Consider the following 17,397-nt stretch of genomic DNA (forward strand, 5'->3'; position numbering starts at 1 on the left):
CAACCCTAGCCAATTCATGTCAAACTCGACATATGAAGGTTTTGACATACCTGGCTTTGGGATCCGCGCTGGTGCTCGGAGCGTGCTCGACGGCGTCGGAGTCCGCGAACACGTCGCGACCAGCGTCGGTGGCAGGCACCTCCACGCACCCGCCGGACGCGCCGAGCCCGGCGCCGACGGCCGTCGGCGTCGCCCGGTGCGGGGTCGACGCCGGCGTGGCACCACGTTCGTTCACGCTCCGGGTCGGCGGGGCGAAGCTGCCGGCCGCCGCGATCGGCACCGGGAAGGACGTGGCCGTGCTGTTGCACCAGACCGACGGCGACGGTGCGTGCGGCTGGTTCCCGGTCGCCGGCATGATGGCGTCCCACGGGGTGCGGGTCATCGCGTTCGACCTGTGCGGCTACGGCGCCGCGGTGTGCCCCACCCAGGCGCCGCCGCCCGCACAGCAGGTGGGTGCGGCAGTGGACTGGGCCCGCGCCCACGGAGCCCGGCGGGTGACCGTCGTCGGCGCGTCCATGGGCGGCTCGGTCGCCCTGGGGACGGCCGGCACGGTCCGTCCCGACGCCGTGGTGGACCTGTCCGGCCCGATGGAGTGGGACGGTGTCCTGGGCTCCGCGCGAGCGGCGCACACGCTGCGCGTGCCGCTGCTGGGTGCCGCGTCCAAGGGCGATCCCGACAGCGATCCGGCGGCGTTACGCGCGGCGGTGCTGGCCAGTCCGGGAACGCACCGTTTCGTGCCCGCGCCCGACGGTCACGGCGTCGAGATGCTCACGTCATACCGGAACAGCACTTACGTCCCGACCGCGTTGCTGCGCACCGTGCTCCGGTGGATCGAGGGAGACTTCGCGACCGCGCGGCGCCCGGCGTGAGGTGACTAGATGGAGTGCTCTCCGTGGAAGTACTCGAAGACCCAGCCGATCGAGGCGAGCGCGACGAACGGCACGGCAAGCATCACCAGCCACCAGCCGACCGCGAGACCGAGGGCCACGATGGCCAGCGCTGCGCCGAGGAACAGCGGCCACCAGGAGTGCGGGCTGAAGAAGCCGTAGTCACCCTCGACGTCCTCCTGCTCCCCGAACGGGTCGTCGTCCGGGCGCAGGTCGATCTTGCGACCGGTCCACCACAGGAAGCCGCCGATCAGCGCACACAACGCCGCGGACAGGTAGAGACCGACGGAGCCGACCGGCTCCTCCCACTTGCTCCAGACGCCGTAGAGCGTCCCGGCGAAGGCGAAGAAGACGCCGATGATGGCGAACATCTTGTATTCGATCTTCATGCTGGGGCCTCACTCGCCCTTTCCGGCAGTGTCGGTCGATCGCGCAGCACCGGCGCCGGACAGCTGCGCCAGGGTCTCGTCGGCCGGTTTGACCGACCACTTGGCTGCCTGCGGGTGGTGCAGGTCGAACGCGGGACGCTCCGAGCGGATCCGCGGGATGGAGTCGAAGTTGTGCCGCGGCGGCGGGCAGGAGGTCGCCCACTCCAGCGACGCGCCGTAACCCCACGGGTCGTCGACCTCGACCATCGGCGCAGTGCGCCAGGTCTTCCAGACGTTGTAGAGGAACGGCAGCATCGAGATGCCCAGGATCAGCGCGCCGACCGAGGAGATGTCGTTCATCCACTGGAAGTCGTCCGACGGCAGGTAGTCCGCGTAACGACGGGGCATGCCCTTCACACCCAGCCAGTGCTGGATCAGGAACGTGGTGTGGAAGCCGATGAACAGCAGCCAGAAGTGCAGCTTGCCGAGCCTCTCGTCCATCATCCGGCCGGTCAGCTTGGGCCACCAGAAGTACCAGCCCGCGAACATCGCGAACACCACGGTGCCGAACACCACGTAGTGGAAGTGCGCCACCACGAAGTAGGAGTCGGTCAGGTTGAAGTCCAGGGCGGGGCTGGCCAGGATGACGCCGGTCAGACCACCGAACAGGAAGGTGACCAGGAAGCCGATCGCCCAGAGCATGGGTGTCTCGAAGGTGATGGATCCGCCATACATCGTGCCGACCCAGTTGACGAACTTCACACCCGTCGGGACCGCGATCAGCATCGTCATGATCGCGAAGAACGGCAGCAGCACCTGTCCGGTGGCGTACATGTGGTGCGCCCACACGCTCACCGACAGCGCGGCGATCGAGATGGTGGCGAACACCAGTGTCTTGTACCCGAACACCGGCTTGCGGGAGAAGACCGGGATGACCTCGGAGATGATGCCGAAGAACGGCAACGCGATGATGTAGACCTCCGGGTGCCCGAAGAACCAGAACATGTGCTCCCAGAGCATCGCACCGGCGGTCTGCGGGTCGAAGACGTGCGCACCCATGATGCGGTCCAGGCCCAGGCCGAACAGCGCGGCCGCGAGCACCGGGAAGACCACCAGCACCAGGATCGAGGTGATCAGGATGCCCCAGGTGAAGATCGGCATCCGGAACATCGTCATGCCGGGTGCGCGCATGCACACGATCGTGGTGATGAAGTTGACCGAGCCGAGGATGGTGCCGAAACCGGCGAGCGCCAGACCGAACACCCACAGGTTGCCGCCGAGACCGGGGCTGTAGGTCGCGTTGGACAGCGGGGCGTAGGCGAACCAGCCGAACGAGGCCGCGCCCTGCGGGGTCAGGAACCCGGCGCTGGCGATCAGGCCGCCGAACAGGTAGAGCCAGTAGGCGAACATGTTCAGCCGCGGGAACGCCACATCGGGCGAGCCGATCTGCAGCGGCATGATCGCATTGGCGAAACCGGCGAACAACGGTGTCGCGAACAGCAACAGCATGATCGTGCCGTGCATGGTGAACAGCTGGTTGAACTGCTCCGGGTTGTCCACGATCTGCAGGCCCGGCGCGACCAGCTCGGCACGGATCAGCAGCGCGAGCACACCACCGACCAGGAAGAACGCGAACGAGGTGATGAAGTAGAGGTTGCCGATGACCTTGTGGTCGGTGGCGGTGATCCACTTGACGAAGGTCCGCCCGGGATGGCGCGTGCGGACCCGAGCGGCTGCGCGCGCGTCGCCGGTGTCGCCGGTGTCCCCGACGCGTGGCGTGACGATGCTAGCCATTACTTCGCTCCTTCGACGACGATGTCAGAGCCCTTGACTCCCTTGGGGAGCCACTGTTGGAACTTCGTCGCGTCCTGGGCCTCCAGGATCGATCCGTCCCTGTTCAGCGCGTTGGACAGGAATCCGACGTTGCCCCGCGCCTTCAACTGGTTCATCTTCTTCTGGTAGTCGGCCTCGCTGACCACCTTGACGTTGAACAACATCTGCGAGTGGTAGGCACCGCACAGCTCGGCGCACTTGCCCTGGTAGGTGCCGATCTCGGTCGGAGTCACGTCGAACTTGTTGACCTTGCCGGGGATGACGTCCATCTTCTGCAGGAACTGGATCACCCAGAAGGAGTGGATGACGTCCCGCGAGGTGAGGACGAACTCGACCCGCTTGTTGACCGGCAGATAGAGGGTCGGGATGGTCGTCTCCGGGTCCGGTGCGGACATGTCGGCCTGCTGGCCCGCCTCGTAGACATCCGAGTTGACGTAGTTGAAGTCCCAGGACCACTGCTTGGCGACGACGTTGACCATGACGTCCGGCGTCCCGCTCGTGTCGAGCATCTTGTTTTCCATCTGCACGGTCTTGCCGAAGAAGACGGCCACCATGAAGATCGGCACGACGGTGAACAGGATCTCGATCGGCACGTGGTAGGCCACCTGCGGCGGCAGACCGACGTCGGTCTTCTTGCGCCGGAAACGGATCCAGCAGTAGATCATCATGCCCCAGGTGATGACACCCACGGCGAGCGCCCAGACCCACGCCGACACCCAGAAATCGGTGATTTCGTGGCTCAGGCTGGTGACGCCCTTGGGCAGGTAGCCGCGCTTCTCGACGGGGGTGCAGCCGGTCAGCAGCAATGAGCTGACCGCGATGAGGCCTCCGAAGGCGACCTTGCTGCGCCGCCGCCGCCCAGTCGCCTGGGAGCGGGGCGCGGATTCCACGGGGTGGTTGTCAGATCCGGGCACGGGTAAACCCTATCCCAGCCACATTGGAACCCGTCGTCAGGGCAGGCATAGAAGGAGTCTCAATTCGACTGTCCCAACGCGCATCTCGGCGTAATCGTGCCCGGACCACCCGCAAAAGCCGCAGGACGGCGCAGGTCACCGGCCGAATCAGTCCCGCCAGACCTCCGGCAGCGGCAGCTCACGGGCTCCTACAACGCGTCGTAAATAGTCGCTGCGCGGGATCTCCCGGACCCCGAGCGTGGCCAGGTGATCGGTCTGCCACTGCACGTCGATGAGGCGCCGGTCGTCGTCGTCGGCGAACACCAGCCGGGTCAACGCCCAGACCGCGACCTTTCCGGCGTCGGTCGCGCGGTGGAACATCGACTCGGCCGCGAAGAGCCCGCCGGTGCACACGCCGTACAGCCCGCCGGCGAGGGCTCCGTCGGTGTCCCACGCCTCCACCGAGTGGGCCCAGCCGAGGCGATGCAGCTGCCGGTAGGCGGCCTTGATGTCCGGGGTGATCCACCGCCCGGTCCGCGACGGGTCCGCGCAGGCGTCGACCACCTGCTCGAAGGCCTCGTCGGTCGTCACCCGGTAGCGGTGCCGGGAGCGCCGCAGCGAGCGCGCCACGTGGAAGTCGCCGCGCAGGAACACCCCGCGGCGGACCGGCGACCACCAGCCGATCGGCCGGCGTCCGTCATCGCCGATCCCCATCGGGAACATTCCGGAGCGGTATGCCGCCAGCAGGGTGCCGGGCTCCAGGTCCGCGCCCACCGCGATCAGGTCCTGCGCGACGTCGTCCTGGCGCTGCTCGTCGAGGTTCCATCTGCTGGGCGGTGGTTCGACGGGCACGGCGGCGGGACCCGGTCAGTCCCGCCGGCAGGCGAGGTGCGGCTGGACCGCGGCGACCGTCTGCTCGCCGTATGCCTGCCCGAGGCGGGTGAGGAAGTCGTGCTGGCGCAGCACGTACTCCTGGGTGCCGACCGTTTCCAGCACGTAGGTCGCGAGCATCGAGCCGATCTCGGCGCAGGTGCGCAGGTCCAGCTCCCAGGTCAGCCCGGCGAGGAAGCCGGCCCGGAACGCGTCGCCGACGCCGGTGGGATCGACGCGGGCGACCTCCCCCGCGACCGGCACCTCGATCGGGTCCTCGCCGTGCCGCAGGATCTGCGCACCCTCCTTGCCCCTGGTGATGACCCGGGTGCCGACCTCCTGCAGGATCTCCTCGGCGCTCCAGCCGGTCTTCTGCTCGGTCATGTGCGCTTCGTACTCGTTGGTGAACAGGTACTGGGCGCCGCTGATCAGTTCGCGGATGAACGGGCCGTCGGCGAACGCCAGCTGCTGGCTCGGGTCGGCGATGAAGGGTATGCCGCGCTGGCGGCACTCGACGGTGTGCCGGCGCATCCCCTCGGGGTCGGAGGGACCCACCATGACCAGGTCGAGTCCGCCGACCCGCTGTGCCACGGGTTCGAGCTCGATCTCGCGTGCCTCGCTCATCGCACCCGCGTAGAAGGTCGCGATCTGCGCCATGTCCTCGTCGGTGGTGCACACGAAGCGGGCCGTGTGCCGGGTCTCGGAGACGTAGACCGACTCGCAGTCGACGCCGTGGCGTTCCAGCCAGGACCGGTAGTCGGCGAAGTCCTCGCCGACCGCGTCGACCAGGATCGGGTGCAGGCCGAGGTTCGCCATCCCGAAGCAGATGTTGGCCGCCACTCCCCCGCGCCGGATCTGCAGGTCGTCGGCGAGGAACGACAGGGAGATCTTGTCCAGCTGGTCGACGACGAGGGAGTCGGCGAACCGCCCCTGGAACGTCATCAGATGATCGGTGGCTATGGATCCGGTCACGGCGATCTTCATGACGTCAACCTATCCAGCGCTGACGGTGTGCGCCGACCCGCGGTCCACCGAACCGCTACCGACCGGTAGCGCTGTCGCCATACACTCTGGCCATGCCAGACGCCGTCGCCGCACTGCAAGCCGCCGTCCGACGCCGCACGGTCGCCGGGAACGCCAAGGACGACGCGGAGTTCGACGGGCTGCACGCGGACCTGCGCGAGCAGTTCCCCCGGCTGTTCGCCACGTGTGAGCAGGTCGACCTGCCCGATCACGCGTTGCTGCTGCGCTGGCCGGGCGCGGCCGACGAGCGGCCGCTGGTGCTGATGGCCCACCAGGACGTGGTGCCGGTCAACCCACGGGACGACTGGACGCACCCGGCGTATGCCGGCGACGTGGTGGACGGCGTGCTCTGGGGCCGCGGAACGCTGGACTGCAAGGGGTCACTGGTCGCGATCTGCGCCGCGGTCGAGGAACTCATCGCCGACGGCGTGCAGCCCGCACAGGACGTGTGGCTGTCGTTCGGGTCGGACGAGGAGGTGTTCGGCCACACCGCCCCCGCCGCCGTGGCGGCGCTGCAGGAGCGCGGCGTGCAGCCCTGGCTGGTCTTGGACGAGGGCGGTATGGCGGTCAGCGGCGCCTTCCCCGGTGTTTCGGCGCCGCTCGCCGTCATCGGACTGACCGAGAAGGGCGTGGCGAATCTCGAACTCGTCGCACGCGCGGAAGGCGGTCACGCCTCGATGCCGCCGAAGCGCAGCGCGCCGGCCCGGCTGGCCCGCGCGATCCTGGCACTGGAGAAGCACCCGGCACCTGCCCGGTTGTCCGAGCCGACCGTCGAGATGCTGCGGCGGCTCGCACCGCACACCAGCGGGCCGCTCGGCATGGTCGTCGGCCGTGCCGCGGCGTTGCGCCGCCCGCTGGCCGAGGTCTTCGCCCGGCTCGGACCGGCGACGGCGGCGATGGCCCGCACCACGTACGCGATCACCCAGCTGAGCGGCGCCCCGGCGAACAACGTGCTGGCGACGACGGCGACCGCCGGGGTGAACATGCGCGTCGCGATCGACGAGAGCGCCGAGGACGCGATCGAGCGGGTGCGCACGGTCGTCGGAGACGACGTCGAGGTGGTCGTGCACAGCTGCTACGACCCGAGCCCGGTCGCCGACCTCGGCGACGCCTTCCAGCTGCTGGAGCGCATCACCCGCGAGGTGATGCCCGACGTGGTCCCGGTCCCGTATGTCGTGCTGGCCGGCACCGACGCGCGCCACTTCCAGCGGGTCTGGCCGAACTGCTACCGCTTCAACCCGTTCCGGATGAGCGAGGCCCAACGGCAGAGCCTGCACAACGTCGACGAACATCTGGAGGTGCAGTCCTACCTGGAGGGCATCGCCTGGTACCGCGCGCTGCTGCGGGCGCTGTGACGGCCACCCGAACGCGCCCGCTGGCCGGTGTCGGCGCGGTCGTCGGTTTCCTGGTGTGCGTCGAGATCGCCAGCGGCGCACTGCAGGGGTTCTACACCCCGCTCTACACCGACATCGCCCGTGAGCTGGGCATCGCGGACGCCGACGTCAACTGGTTCGAGGCGGCGCAACTCGCGCTGTCCGCGATCGTGGTTGCCGTGCTCGCCCGCGTCGCCGACCTGGTCGGTCACCGGCAGGTGCTGATCGGGTCGACGGCGGTGACGGCGGTCGCGACCTGGGGCGTCGCGCTCGCGCCGGACTTCTGGACGTTCCTGGTCTTCTGGGCGTTCGCCGGTTGCTACACGATCTGGCTGCCGCTGGAGATCGCGATCGTGCACCGTCGCGCCGCCGGCGACGAGCGGATGACCCGGTTGGCCGCTGCCGTCCTCGTCTGCACGCTCGAGGTGGCGGTGATCGCCACGGCCCTGCTGTCCGGTGCGCTCGCCGACCGGTGGTCCATGCACCTGGTCCTGTGCGTTCCCGCGGTGATCGTCACGCTCGCGCTGCCGGCGATCTGGTTCGGCGTGCCCGGCGTACCCGTGCAGTCCCGGGAGCGGCTGGACGTCGGCGGCGCCGTGCTGATCGGTGTCGGGTTGATCGGCCTGATGGCGGGGTTGATCCTGGTCCGGGTGGACGGCCCCGGCAGCCCGGTGGCGATCGTCACCCTGCTGGCCGGTCTCGCGGTGCTCGGCTGGTTCGTGCGGTTCGAGCGGGAGCAGGCCCAGCCGCTGATCGACACCCGGCTGTTGTTCGGCCGGGGTCAGGCGCCGATCCAGCTCGCGTCGTTCTTCTTCGGCTTCTCCGTGCTCGGTGCGCAGATCCCGTTGTCCACGTTCGCCCGCACCGACCCCGCGGTGACCGGATACGGGTTGGGCGTGACCGCGGCGCGGGTGTCCACCCTGATCGGGCTGTATGTCGCGACCCTCGCGGTCGGCGCCGTGTTGCTCCCCGCGGTGGCGCGGCGGCTGACCGCACGCGGGGCACTCGCCGTGGGGTCGCTGCTGGTCGCCGTCGGTTACCTGTTGTTCGTGCCCCGGCACGGCAGCACCGGCGCGTTGATGGTCAACCTGGCGATCGCCGGTGTCGGCTCGGGAATGCTGGTGGCCGGGCTGCCCGCGGCCGCGGCAGCGGCGGCCCCGGCACGTCATACCGGCGTCGTCACGGGTATGACGAACATGACCAAGACGGTCGGCGGTGCGATCGCGAGCAGCCTGTTCGCGATCGCGCTGGCGACGACCGGGTCGATCGACTCCGACGCGGCACAGAACCACGCGCCGCTGCACGGCTACCTGACGGTGTGGGTCATCTGCGGGGCCACGGCCCTGCTCGGCGGGTTGTTGCTGCTGGTGGTGCGCACCGGCGAGGTGGGCGTCACAGAGCGGGAGCCGGCGTGAGCGCGTGCTCGTGACCGAACAGCACCGCCGGGTCCAGGCGCGCCTTGAGCCGCGACAGCCGGTCGTGCTGCTCGGGGTGCCACGCGCGGGCGCGGTCACCCGTGCCGCCCGGAGCGCCGTGCAGGTTGACGAAGGTGCGGCCGGTGCTGTGCGGGCGGACGGCCGCGTCGAGTGCGTCGAGCGCGGCCCCGACCGCGGCCGCGGCGGGTCCGGCCGGCACGCCGATGCCGAGGAAGTTGAAGGCGGCGTCCCGTGCGCCGATCGCGTCGCCACCGTCGGGGGCGGTGCGCAGGGCACCGCCGAGGTGCCGTAGCTCGACCAGCAGCAACGGGCAGTCCGCGTCGGGACCGACGTGGTCGAGGATGGCGTCCTGAAACGCGGGGGTCACGTCGTCCAGCAGGACACCGCGTTCGGCGAACGGCACCGGGTGGTCGGGGTCCTGGTGGATGGTGTCGAGCTGCTGGTAGGGCAGGTCGCCGACCGTGTCGATCAGCACCGGCGCGCACGCCCGCATGGGTGCCAGGATCCGGTCGAGGTCCGCGACGGTGCCGGTCGACGCGACCCGCAGGTGCATCGTGAACCGGCCGCGTAGCGGCTCCGGGATCTCCGGCAGCGGCGGCAACCGCAGGAACGCCAGCGAGCTGCACAGGTCGTCCGGCACCCCTTGCACCCAGGCGGTGTATGCCGCAAGCACCTCCTGTGCGTGCGCGCCGTCGAAGATGACGCCGCCCGCCGCGATACGCGACAGTTCGACCAGCCCGAAGGTCATCGAGGTGACGACGCCCAGGCTGCCGCCTCCCCCGCGCAGCCCCCAGAACAGGTCGGGATCGCTGTCGGCGTCCACCGTCCGCAGTCGCCCGTCGGCGCTGACCAGGTCCACCGACCGGAGCCGGTCCGCGGCGAATCCGAGGGCCCGCCCGAGGACCGGCAGCCCGCCACCGAGCGTGTAACCGACGACCCCCACGTCGCTGGTGGACCCGCAGAGCCCGCCGAGCTCGAAGGGCGCCGCCGCGTCCAGCACCGCACGCCACCGGGCACCGCCGCCGACGGTCGCGGTGCGGGTCGCCGGATCGATCCGGACCTGGTCCATGGCTCGCATGGTGATCAGCACGCCGCCGGCGAAACTGCTGTGGCAGCCGTGCCCGGTGGTCTGGACCGCGACCGGCAGACCCTCCTGCGCCGCGAAGCGCACCGCGGTCACGACGTCCTGGGCGTCGGCCGCCGCGACGACCACGGCCGGTGAATGCGTGACCGCCAGGTTGAAGCCGGTGGTCTGATCGGCGTACCCGTGATCACCGGGTCGCCATACGGTGCCGTGCACCAGGTCGTCGAGGGAGCCCACGGCAATCAGGGCCCCACCGGCGCCGGGCCCGCTCGACCGATTCGGCGGAATCTGCCGTTGCTCGCAAACCCCCACAGGGGTCGAAAGCGGAGTAGCGTCCTCGCCAGACAGGCCCGGATTCGGTCTTTCAACCCCCCTCTCCAACAAATCAGCAGGTGATCCATGTCTCGTACCGCACGTCTCGCGCTCGGCTTCGGCACGGCCGTCGTTGCTGCGCTCGGTCTCCTGGCGCCGTACACGCCGGCGCACGCGGAGACCACCGCGGCACCGGGTGGCCCCGGCACCCTCAGCCGGTTCGACCTGGCACGCAAGGACTGCGTCGGCACCTCGGCCGGCGGCTCGAAGGTCTGGTACACCGTCGCGAACGGAGTGCTGTCGGACGTCTACGAGCCCACCATCGACAACTCGAACGTGCAGTCGTTGCAGTACGTCGTGACCGACGGCAGGACGTTCACCGACCTGCAGAGCCGCGACCTGACCTACACGGTCTCCGCCGACCCGACGGGTATGACGTGCACGGTCACCGCGACGAGCACACGCGGTTACCGGCTCACCACGACGTACGTGACCGACCCGGCCCGCGACTCGGTGGTGATGCACACGCGGCTCTCGGCGACACGTGGTTCACGACTCGATGTCGGCAGGCTGTCGGTGTACGCCCGTCTCGACGCGCACGTGAACGGCAACGGCGGTGGCGGCACGGCCAACGGCGGAGCGGACACCGGAACCGTCGCCGGCGGGGTCCCGGTCGTCCAGGACACGGGCACCGTCAGTCAGGCGGTCAACCGGACGTATGCCGTGCCGACCTTCATGGCGCTGACCACGGCACACCCGGGTGCGGCATCCGTCGGGTATGCCGGCACCGGCTCCGACGGGCTGACCGGTCTCGACTCCACGCACCGGCTCGGCACGACGTACTCCAGCGCACCGGACGGGCACGTCGTCGCGACCGAGGACGTCACCCCGCGGCACGGGCAGGACATCACGCTCTCCCTCGGCTTCGGCCGCACCCAGCAGGGCGCGGTCGACACCGCGCGCCGGTCGGTGTCGCGGGCCTTCCCCGCCGTGGCGGCTGCATACACCAACACCTGGCGCGCCTACGACCGGCGGCTGAAGCAGCCCGCGCGGTCGGCCACCGCGAAGCAGCGCGCGGCGTACTGGCTGTCCGCCAACGTGCTGAAGGCGAGCGAGGACAAGACGTTCGCAGGTGCGACGGTCGCCTCCCTGGCCAGCCCGTGGGGGCAAGCCGTCAGCGCCGGCGACCTGGTGGGCGGCGAACCGGTCTACTTCGGGTCCTACCGCGAGGTGTTCGCGCGGGACCTCTACGAGACGACCACCGGTTTCCTCGCCGACGGCGACGTCGCGTCGGCGCGGGCGGCGACGCGCTTCCTCTTCGACAAGCAGCAGCAGGCCGCCGGCAACATGCCGCGCAACTCGTTGCTCAACGGCAAGTCCGCTCCGGACACCGGCGGCGACCAGTTGGACGAGACCGCCTACCCGATCCTGATGGCCTACCTGACCGGGCTCGGGTCGGACCGGTCGCTGTTCACCGACCACATCAAGCCGGCCGCGAACTACCTGGTGGCGCACGGGCCGTGGACCTCCGGTGAGCGCTGGGAGGAGCAGTCGGGCTACTCCCCGTCGACCATCGCCGCGGAGATCGCCGGGCTCACCGCCGCCGCGACCATCGCCCAGCGCCAGGGCGACACGGCGGACGCCCAGCTGTGGCAGGCGACCGCCGACCACTTCGAGCGGACCGTGAAGGACCTGACGGTCACCACGAACGGCCCCTACAGCGACAGCCCGTACTTCATCCGGCTCTCCAAGAACGGTGACCCGGACTCGGCATACACCTACAACCTCGGCAACGGCGGGCCCGACCTCGACCAGCGGGCGGTCGTCGACGGCGGCTTCCAGGACCTGGTGCGGCTGGGCGTGTTGAGCCCGACCGACGCCGACGTCCGCAACTCGTTGAAGGTGCTCGACAAGCAGATCTCGCAGTCCACCGCGACCGGGACCGGCTACTACCGGTACGGCAACGACGCGTCACTGGGCACCGCGGACGGGTACGGCGACTGCGCTAAACCGTCCCAGACCTCGTGCAGCACCCCGGGCGAGCCGTGGCCGACCACCGACACGGGCAGCGGCGGCGTCTGGCCGGTGCTGTCCGGCGAGCGCGCCGAGTCCGCGCTGGCGACCGGCGACCGGTCATTGGCGACCTCGCAGCTGGACTTCATGCTCGACTCGGCCAGCGGGGTCGGGCTGGTGCCGGAGCAGGTGTGGACCGCGGGCGACCTGGCAGCGTCACCGTACGGCACTGACCCGACGACGGCGTCGATCGGCTTCCGCAACGGGCACGCGACCGGGTCCGCGGCACCGCTGACCTGGGCGCAGGCGCAGTTGCTGCGGCTGATGACCGACGTGTGGAGCAACTCGATCACCGACCGGCCGGCCATCACCACCCGGCGGTATGTCGCACACGGCGCACCCGGCAACGTGCCGGTGACGATCACGTCACCGACGGCCGGTTCGACGGTGAGCGGCACGGTCACCGTGACCGGCACCACCACCCCCGGCGCGAAGGTCGTCGCCGCCACGGCCGGCACCGACACGGGGACGTATGCGGCGCCGGTCTCGACCACCGCGGGTGCGGACGGCTCCTACAGCCTCTCGGTGCCGGTGGGCTTCGGCACCGATGTCATCACGGTGACGTCGAGAACGGCTGCGGGCACCGGGTACGCACAGGTGTCGGTGACCGGTGACCTGGTCGGCGGCACGTCGGTGCTCGACGTGACCGACCCGACCGGGGACGACAACGGGCCGGGCACCTACCAGTACCCGACCGCCTCCGACTTCGTCGCGGGCTCGTACGACATCACCCGGTTCCAGGTGCTCACCCAGGGCGACACGGTCTATCTGCGGACCACCCTGCGTGACCTGACGCCGACGTTCGGCAGCCTGATGGGTGCGCAACTGCTCGACGTCTACGTGCAGCGGCCGGGCGTCACGCCGACCTCCACGTCGGCGGCGTACGCGAGCCGGAACTACTCGCTGACCACCGGCAGCGCATGGAACGAGCGGCTCGAGGTGCAGGGCTTCGCCTCCCCGGTGTGGGTGGATGCCGGTGGCAACACCGTCGGCTCCGTCTCCGCGGTGGTCGCGTCCCAGGCGAACAAGACGATCACCATCGCGCTGCCGGCCGCCCAGTTCGGCACGCCGACGTCGGGCTGGGTCTTCTCGGTCGCGCTGGCCGGTCAGGACGGCTACAGCGCCGACCAGGCGCGTGCGTTCACCGCCACCCCGGGCGGGTACTCCTTCGGGGTGTGCGCGTCGGGCGACACCGTCCCGATCTGCTCGGCCGACCCGAACACGGTGCCCAAGGTGATGGACGTCATCGCCCCGTCCGGGACGGACCAGGCCGCCGAGCTCGACCCGGAGCACGGCCCTGTCGCGGTGGAGGGTGTGACGGTCCCGTAACCGAACGGCCGCGGCCCGCGGCCGAACGCGGCAATGCGGTTCTCCTGGGCAACAGCCCACGAGAACTCACCGGGACGACAAGCCGACGGCCGCGGAAGCGACGACCACGACAAGAGGCGAGCTCACCGAACTTGTTCGGGTGAGCTCGCCTCTTGTCGTGCGAGGAGCTGGAGCAGAAAACTCAGCTGAAGCTGTCGCCGCAGGCGCAGGAGCTGCCGGCGTTGGGGTTGTCGATCGTGAAGCCCTGCTTCTCGATGGTGTCGGCGAAGTCGATCGTGGCGCCCTCGAGGTAGGGGGCGCTCATCCGGTCGACGACGACCTCGACACCGTCGAAGTCGCGGACCAGGTCACCGTCGAGCGAACGCTCGTCGAAGTAGAGCTGGTAGACCAGGCCCGAGCAGCCGCCGGGCTGGACGCCCACGCGCAGCCGCAGATCGTCGCGGCCCTCCTGTTCGAGCAGGCTCTTGACCTTGGACGCGGCGACGTCGGTCAGGGTGACGCCGTGGGTGTCGGTGGTCGAAGCAGCATTGGTGTCGACGCTCATTGCATCAAGTCCTTCTCGTGGCGGTCGAACGGGATTCGGTCAGCAGTGGCAACACGGTGCTGCCCGTTCTTGTTCCCCGTGGTGTGCTTCCAGGGTACGTCCTCTTCGTCATACCGCCGACCAGGTGCCCGCCACGCGGCGCGCCAGTGCGGTCAGACCGGTGAGCAGGTCGGTGTCCTCGCGGCTGCGCAGGCTGCGCGGGTCGACGATGCCGTATGCCGCGGACGCGCCGAGTGACATGGTTTCGCGGCGGCCGACCTCGACCTCGTGGGCGAGCAGGATGGCGGGGGTCGCGTCGTCGACGGCGGCCTCGACGACGGTGGCCACCGTGTCGTAGCCGAGGCTGCGCCAGTCGAAGACCTGGGTCCCGACGACGACCAGATCCGCGCCGGCGACCCGGTCCCGGAGTCCGACGGCGTCGGCGAAGACGTCCGCACCGGGCAGCAGCCGGGCACCGATGGCGGCCAGTGCGAACCCGGCTCCCCCGCCGGCGCCGCTGCCCGGTTCGAGGTCGAGTCGTGGCGTCCTGCCGCTCAGCAGGTCGGTGCGCGGGGGCAGGATCCGACGGACGTTGTCGGCGAACTCGCCGATGCGGCGCTCGTGGTCCTGGGCCTGCTGCCTGGTCCAGCCGAGGGTTCCGACCGCCGACGCGGAGGCTCCTTTGAGTCCCAGCAGCGGGGTGTCCCCCCGGTATGCCGCGACGAGTCGCACGCCGCGGGTGCGCTCGGCGGCGCGCGGCAACGCCTCCCGCAGGTCCGCGCTGCCGCCGAGGGAGTGGATCAGTCCGGCGCCGCCGTCCACACCGTCCGCCTCGCCGATGCCGATCACGATGCGGCGGGCACCGTCGTCGATCGACGTGGCGATCGCGGACCCGAGGGGACCCGAGTCGCCGTCCGGGGTCAGCAGTCCACCGTCGAGGTAGTCGGTGGTGTCGGCGCGCAGCCGCCATACCTCGTCCGGGGTGGCCGGCAGGGACGCCGCCAGGCAGTCGACGAACCCGGTGCCTCCGGAGGAGAACGGCAGCGGGAGCACCTCGGCGCCCGGCTGCCGGTCATGCCAGCCCGCGGCGATCGCGGACGTGACGTCGGTCGCGGGTAGTGGTCCCCAACGGTCACTGCACAGGAGAACGCGCATCGTCACGGCAACCAGTGTGTGCGATGCGCGTCGGGGGCGACGAGGCGGTGTCAAGCCAGGGCCATGGCGAACAGGGTCAGTGGCACGGAGAGCGCCGACACAGAGCAGCACGACGAACGAGATCGTGCGTCCGGTGCTCGGTTTGGTGACGGACACGCAACCCAGCACGAGTGCCGCCAGGTAGAGCAGTGGTATGGCGAGCAGGGCTCCACCGGTCGAACGGGTGTGGCTGCCGGTCTCGAAGTCCTGGGCCACCGCCGGGTCGCCCAGCACACCGAGTCCCACCAACACGGCCGCCGCCCACGCCATCCAGGCGAGGAGCGCGGCCAGGACGCGCGGTTCGGAGCCGAACGAGCCGTCGGTGTCGTACGTCATTTCCCGGGTGCCTGGAGTGATCATCTATCGACCATCGCCCGGTTGCGGGCGGCCGGGATCCGCGAACCTGCGCCTATCCGCTGGGTGCTTCTACTCAGGCGCGGATGAGCAGCATGCCGCCGCCGGCCAGGCAGACCAGTGAGACCAGCAGCATCAGCACCCACCAGGCGGTGCCCGGCACCCGGGTGATCCGCGCGAGTTGGTCGGGATCGGAGCGCCGCGCGACCCCGGCACGCCTGCTGCGTTGCAGGTCGACCAGCGACCACGGCCCCGCCAGCAGCAGGAAACTGCACATCGTCTGCGCGACGGCGGTCTGGGTGGTCGGGTCCAGCCAACGGGTCACCGCGAACAGCGCGGCGCCGCTCACCAGGACGACCCACAGCCCGTAGAGGTTGCGGATCTGCAGCAGCAGCAACGCCAGCGCGATCAGCAACAGCCAGAGCGTGCCGACGGCATGGCCGCTGTGTATGCCGGCCGCGACGAGCAGCCCGAGCACTGACGGGCCGAGATAACCGGCGAGGAGGGTCAGCACCATCCCGGGACCGGTCGGCCTGCCCCGCGAGACGGTCAACCCGGAGCTGTCCGAGTGCAGTCGTATGCCGGACAACCGCCGCCCCACCAGCAGCGCCACCACGCCGTGGCCGCCCTCGTGGACGACCGTGACCACGTGACGCGTCACGCGCCATACCGGGGCCCAGGCGATGCAGCCGAGCGCGACCAGCGCGAGCAACGCGGTGACCCGCTCGTCCGGCGCGGGCGTCGTCGCCGTCACCCGCTCCCACCACTGCTCCATGTACCGGTGAACGACCGGGGTCAGGAAATCACGCCGGGGTGCCGCCCACCGTGCGCAGCCACAGGTCGGCGTACCGGCGGGCGTCGACCTCGAGCGCGACGTCGACGACGGCGTCCGCGCGGCCGGCCGGGTCGTGCTCGCGGTCACCGCTCCAGTCGCGGGTGTCGACGATCGTCCGCCCGCGCGACCACGACCCGGCGAGTTCGACACGCACCGGCAGGGGCGTCGTGGAGATCCCGTCGGGGTCGATGACGGCGCACACCGCGCCCGCGTCCCCGATCGTCGCCTGCTCGGATCCGAAGCGCTCGCACTGGAACCCGACGAGTTCCCCGGCCAGTCGCGCGGCGTCGCCCTGACCGCTTGCGGCGAGGGCCGCGGCCTCGGCGCGGGTCACCGCCGGCCCGTAGAAGACGTCGAGCCCGTACATCGTCACGGGTATGCCCTGCTCAGCGGCCGCGTCCAGCACGATCGCCGTCGCCTCCGGATCGTGGAACACGTTGAACTCCGCGGACGCCGTAGCGTTGCCCTGACGTGCAGCGCCACCCATGAAGACGATCCGGCCGATGCCGCGCAACGCCTCGGGGTAGGTGCGGACCAGCAGCGCGATGTTGGTCATCGGTGCCGTCGGCACCAGGGTGATCGGCTCCTCCGCCGTGGTGAGCACGTCACGCAACAGCTCGACCGCGTGCCGGGCGTCGGGTTCGCGATCGGTGCGCGCCCACCCGAGGTCGCCCATCCCGTCGTCGCCGTGCACGTGCCGCGCATGGACGGCATGCTCGATGAGCGGGCGTTGGGCGCCGCGGGCCACCGGCACATCCGTGCGCCCCGCGATCTCCAACACTGCCAACGTGTTCCGGGTGACCTGGTCGACGTCGGTGTTGCCACCGACGCAGCTGACCGCGACGAGCCGCAGCTGCGGGTGCAGCGCGGCCAGCAACAACGCGCACGCGTCGTCGACACCCGTGTCGACGTCCATCACCACCGGGATGCTCTGCATGGGTCGACCGTAGCGCCGCGGGGCGTGCCGGTGGTGGCCACCGCCGGCGAAGGGAACCATCACCGGCGCCACG

General features: G+C 70.3%; 14 protein-coding genes. 4 read left to right on the plus strand and 10 right to left on the minus strand.

From position 1 onward, the window contains the following. Nucleotides 1-32 precede the first annotated feature (32 nt). A complete protein-coding gene (locus FHU39_RS11470; RefSeq protein WP_221185239.1) occupies nt 33-869 on the plus strand; it encodes an alpha/beta fold hydrolase in 837 nt (278 codons plus the stop codon). A gap of 5 nt (nt 870-874) precedes the next feature. On the opposite strand, the gene FHU39_RS11475 is transcribed toward FHU39_RS11470, so the two are convergent. The 5 genes from FHU39_RS11475 to FHU39_RS11495 all read right to left on the minus strand — a co-directional run bounded on the left by FHU39_RS11475 (nt 875) and on the right by FHU39_RS11495 (nt 5,835). Beyond that, nucleotides 875-1,276 carry a cytochrome c oxidase subunit 4 gene (locus FHU39_RS11475; RefSeq protein WP_183320454.1) on the minus strand — a complete coding sequence of 134 codons (402 nt, stop codon included), beginning with the start codon at nt 1,274-1,276 and terminating at the stop codon, nt 875-877. 9 nt (nt 1,277-1,285) lie between these two features. Next, the gene (ctaD, locus tag FHU39_RS11480) at nt 1,286-3,049 is read right to left on the minus strand and encodes an aa3-type cytochrome oxidase subunit I (RefSeq protein ID WP_183320456.1); all 1,764 of its coding nucleotides are present in this window, start codon (nt 3,047-3,049) and stop codon (nt 1,286-1,288) included. After that, nucleotides 3,049-4,002 carry an aa3-type cytochrome oxidase subunit II gene (ctaC, locus tag FHU39_RS11485; protein WP_183320457.1) on the minus strand — a complete coding sequence of 318 codons (954 nt, stop codon included), beginning with the start codon at nt 4,000-4,002 and terminating at the stop codon, nt 3,049-3,051. Before ctaC ends, ctaD begins: the two co-directional genes overlap by 1 nt. A gap of 147 nt (nt 4,003-4,149) precedes the next feature. Further along, complete coding sequence (aat, locus tag FHU39_RS11490; protein ID WP_183320458.1) at nt 4,150-4,833, minus strand: leucyl/phenylalanyl-tRNA--protein transferase; 684 nt, start codon at nt 4,831-4,833, stop codon at nt 4,150-4,152. 15 nt (nt 4,834-4,848) lie between these two features. Beyond that, nucleotides 4,849-5,835 (minus strand): carbohydrate kinase family protein, encoded by a 987-nt coding sequence (locus FHU39_RS11495; protein ID WP_183320459.1) that lies wholly within the window; start codon nt 5,833-5,835, stop codon nt 4,849-4,851. Between the two features lie 92 nt (nt 5,836-5,927). Here FHU39_RS11495 and FHU39_RS11500 point away from each other — a divergent pair, with 92 nt between their 5' ends. Both FHU39_RS11500 and FHU39_RS11505 read left to right on the plus strand, forming a co-directional pair. Then, entirely contained in the window at nt 5,928-7,229 is a 1,302-nt protein-coding gene (locus tag FHU39_RS11500; RefSeq protein ID WP_183320460.1) for a M20/M25/M40 family metallo-hydrolase, read from the plus strand. Continuing rightward, nucleotides 7,226-8,662, plus strand: a complete 1,437-nt coding sequence (locus tag FHU39_RS11505) for an MFS transporter (protein WP_183320461.1) — start codon at nt 7,226-7,228, stop codon at nt 8,660-8,662. Before FHU39_RS11500 ends, FHU39_RS11505 begins: the two co-directional genes overlap by 4 nt. On the opposite strand, the gene FHU39_RS11510 is transcribed toward FHU39_RS11505, so the two are convergent. After that, nucleotides 8,640-10,004: an FAD-binding protein gene (locus tag FHU39_RS11510; RefSeq protein WP_221185240.1), complete on the minus strand. Its 1,365-nt coding sequence runs from the start codon at nt 10,002-10,004 to the stop codon at nt 8,640-8,642. The two genes, FHU39_RS11505 and FHU39_RS11510, sit on opposite strands and share 23 nt — an antisense overlap. A gap of 162 nt (nt 10,005-10,166) precedes the next feature. On the opposite strand from FHU39_RS11510, the gene FHU39_RS11515 reads away from it, so the two are divergent. Continuing rightward, a complete protein-coding gene (locus tag FHU39_RS11515; RefSeq protein WP_183320462.1) occupies nt 10,167-13,481 on the plus strand; it encodes a glucodextranase DOMON-like domain-containing protein in 3,315 nt (1,104 codons plus the stop codon). 181 nt (nt 13,482-13,662) lie between these two features. On the opposite strand, the gene erpA is transcribed toward FHU39_RS11515, so the two are convergent. The 4 genes from erpA to FHU39_RS11535 all read right to left on the minus strand — a co-directional run bounded on the left by erpA (nt 13,663) and on the right by FHU39_RS11535 (nt 17,324). Further along, complete coding sequence (erpA, locus tag FHU39_RS11520) at nt 13,663-14,025, minus strand: iron-sulfur cluster insertion protein ErpA (protein WP_183320463.1); 363 nt, start codon at nt 14,023-14,025, stop codon at nt 13,663-13,665. Nucleotides 14,026-14,133: 108 nt separating this feature from the next. Next, complete coding sequence (locus tag FHU39_RS11525) at nt 14,134-15,558, minus strand: glycerate kinase (RefSeq protein WP_183320465.1); 1,425 nt, start codon at nt 15,556-15,558, stop codon at nt 14,134-14,136. Nucleotides 15,559-15,628: 70 nt separating this feature from the next. Continuing rightward, nucleotides 15,629-16,306 (minus strand): M50 family metallopeptidase, encoded by a 678-nt coding sequence (locus tag FHU39_RS11530; protein WP_343065834.1) that lies wholly within the window; start codon nt 16,304-16,306, stop codon nt 15,629-15,631. 49 nt (nt 16,307-16,355) lie between these two features. Next, a complete protein-coding gene (locus tag FHU39_RS11535; protein WP_183320468.1) occupies nt 16,356-17,324 on the minus strand; it encodes a nucleoside hydrolase in 969 nt (322 codons plus the stop codon). Nucleotides 17,325-17,397: the final 73 nt, after the last annotated feature.

It is taken from the genome of Flexivirga oryzae, from assembly GCF_014190805.1.
In the GTDB taxonomy this organism is placed as follows: domain Bacteria; phylum Actinomycetota; class Actinomycetes; order Actinomycetales; family Dermatophilaceae; genus Flexivirga; species Flexivirga oryzae.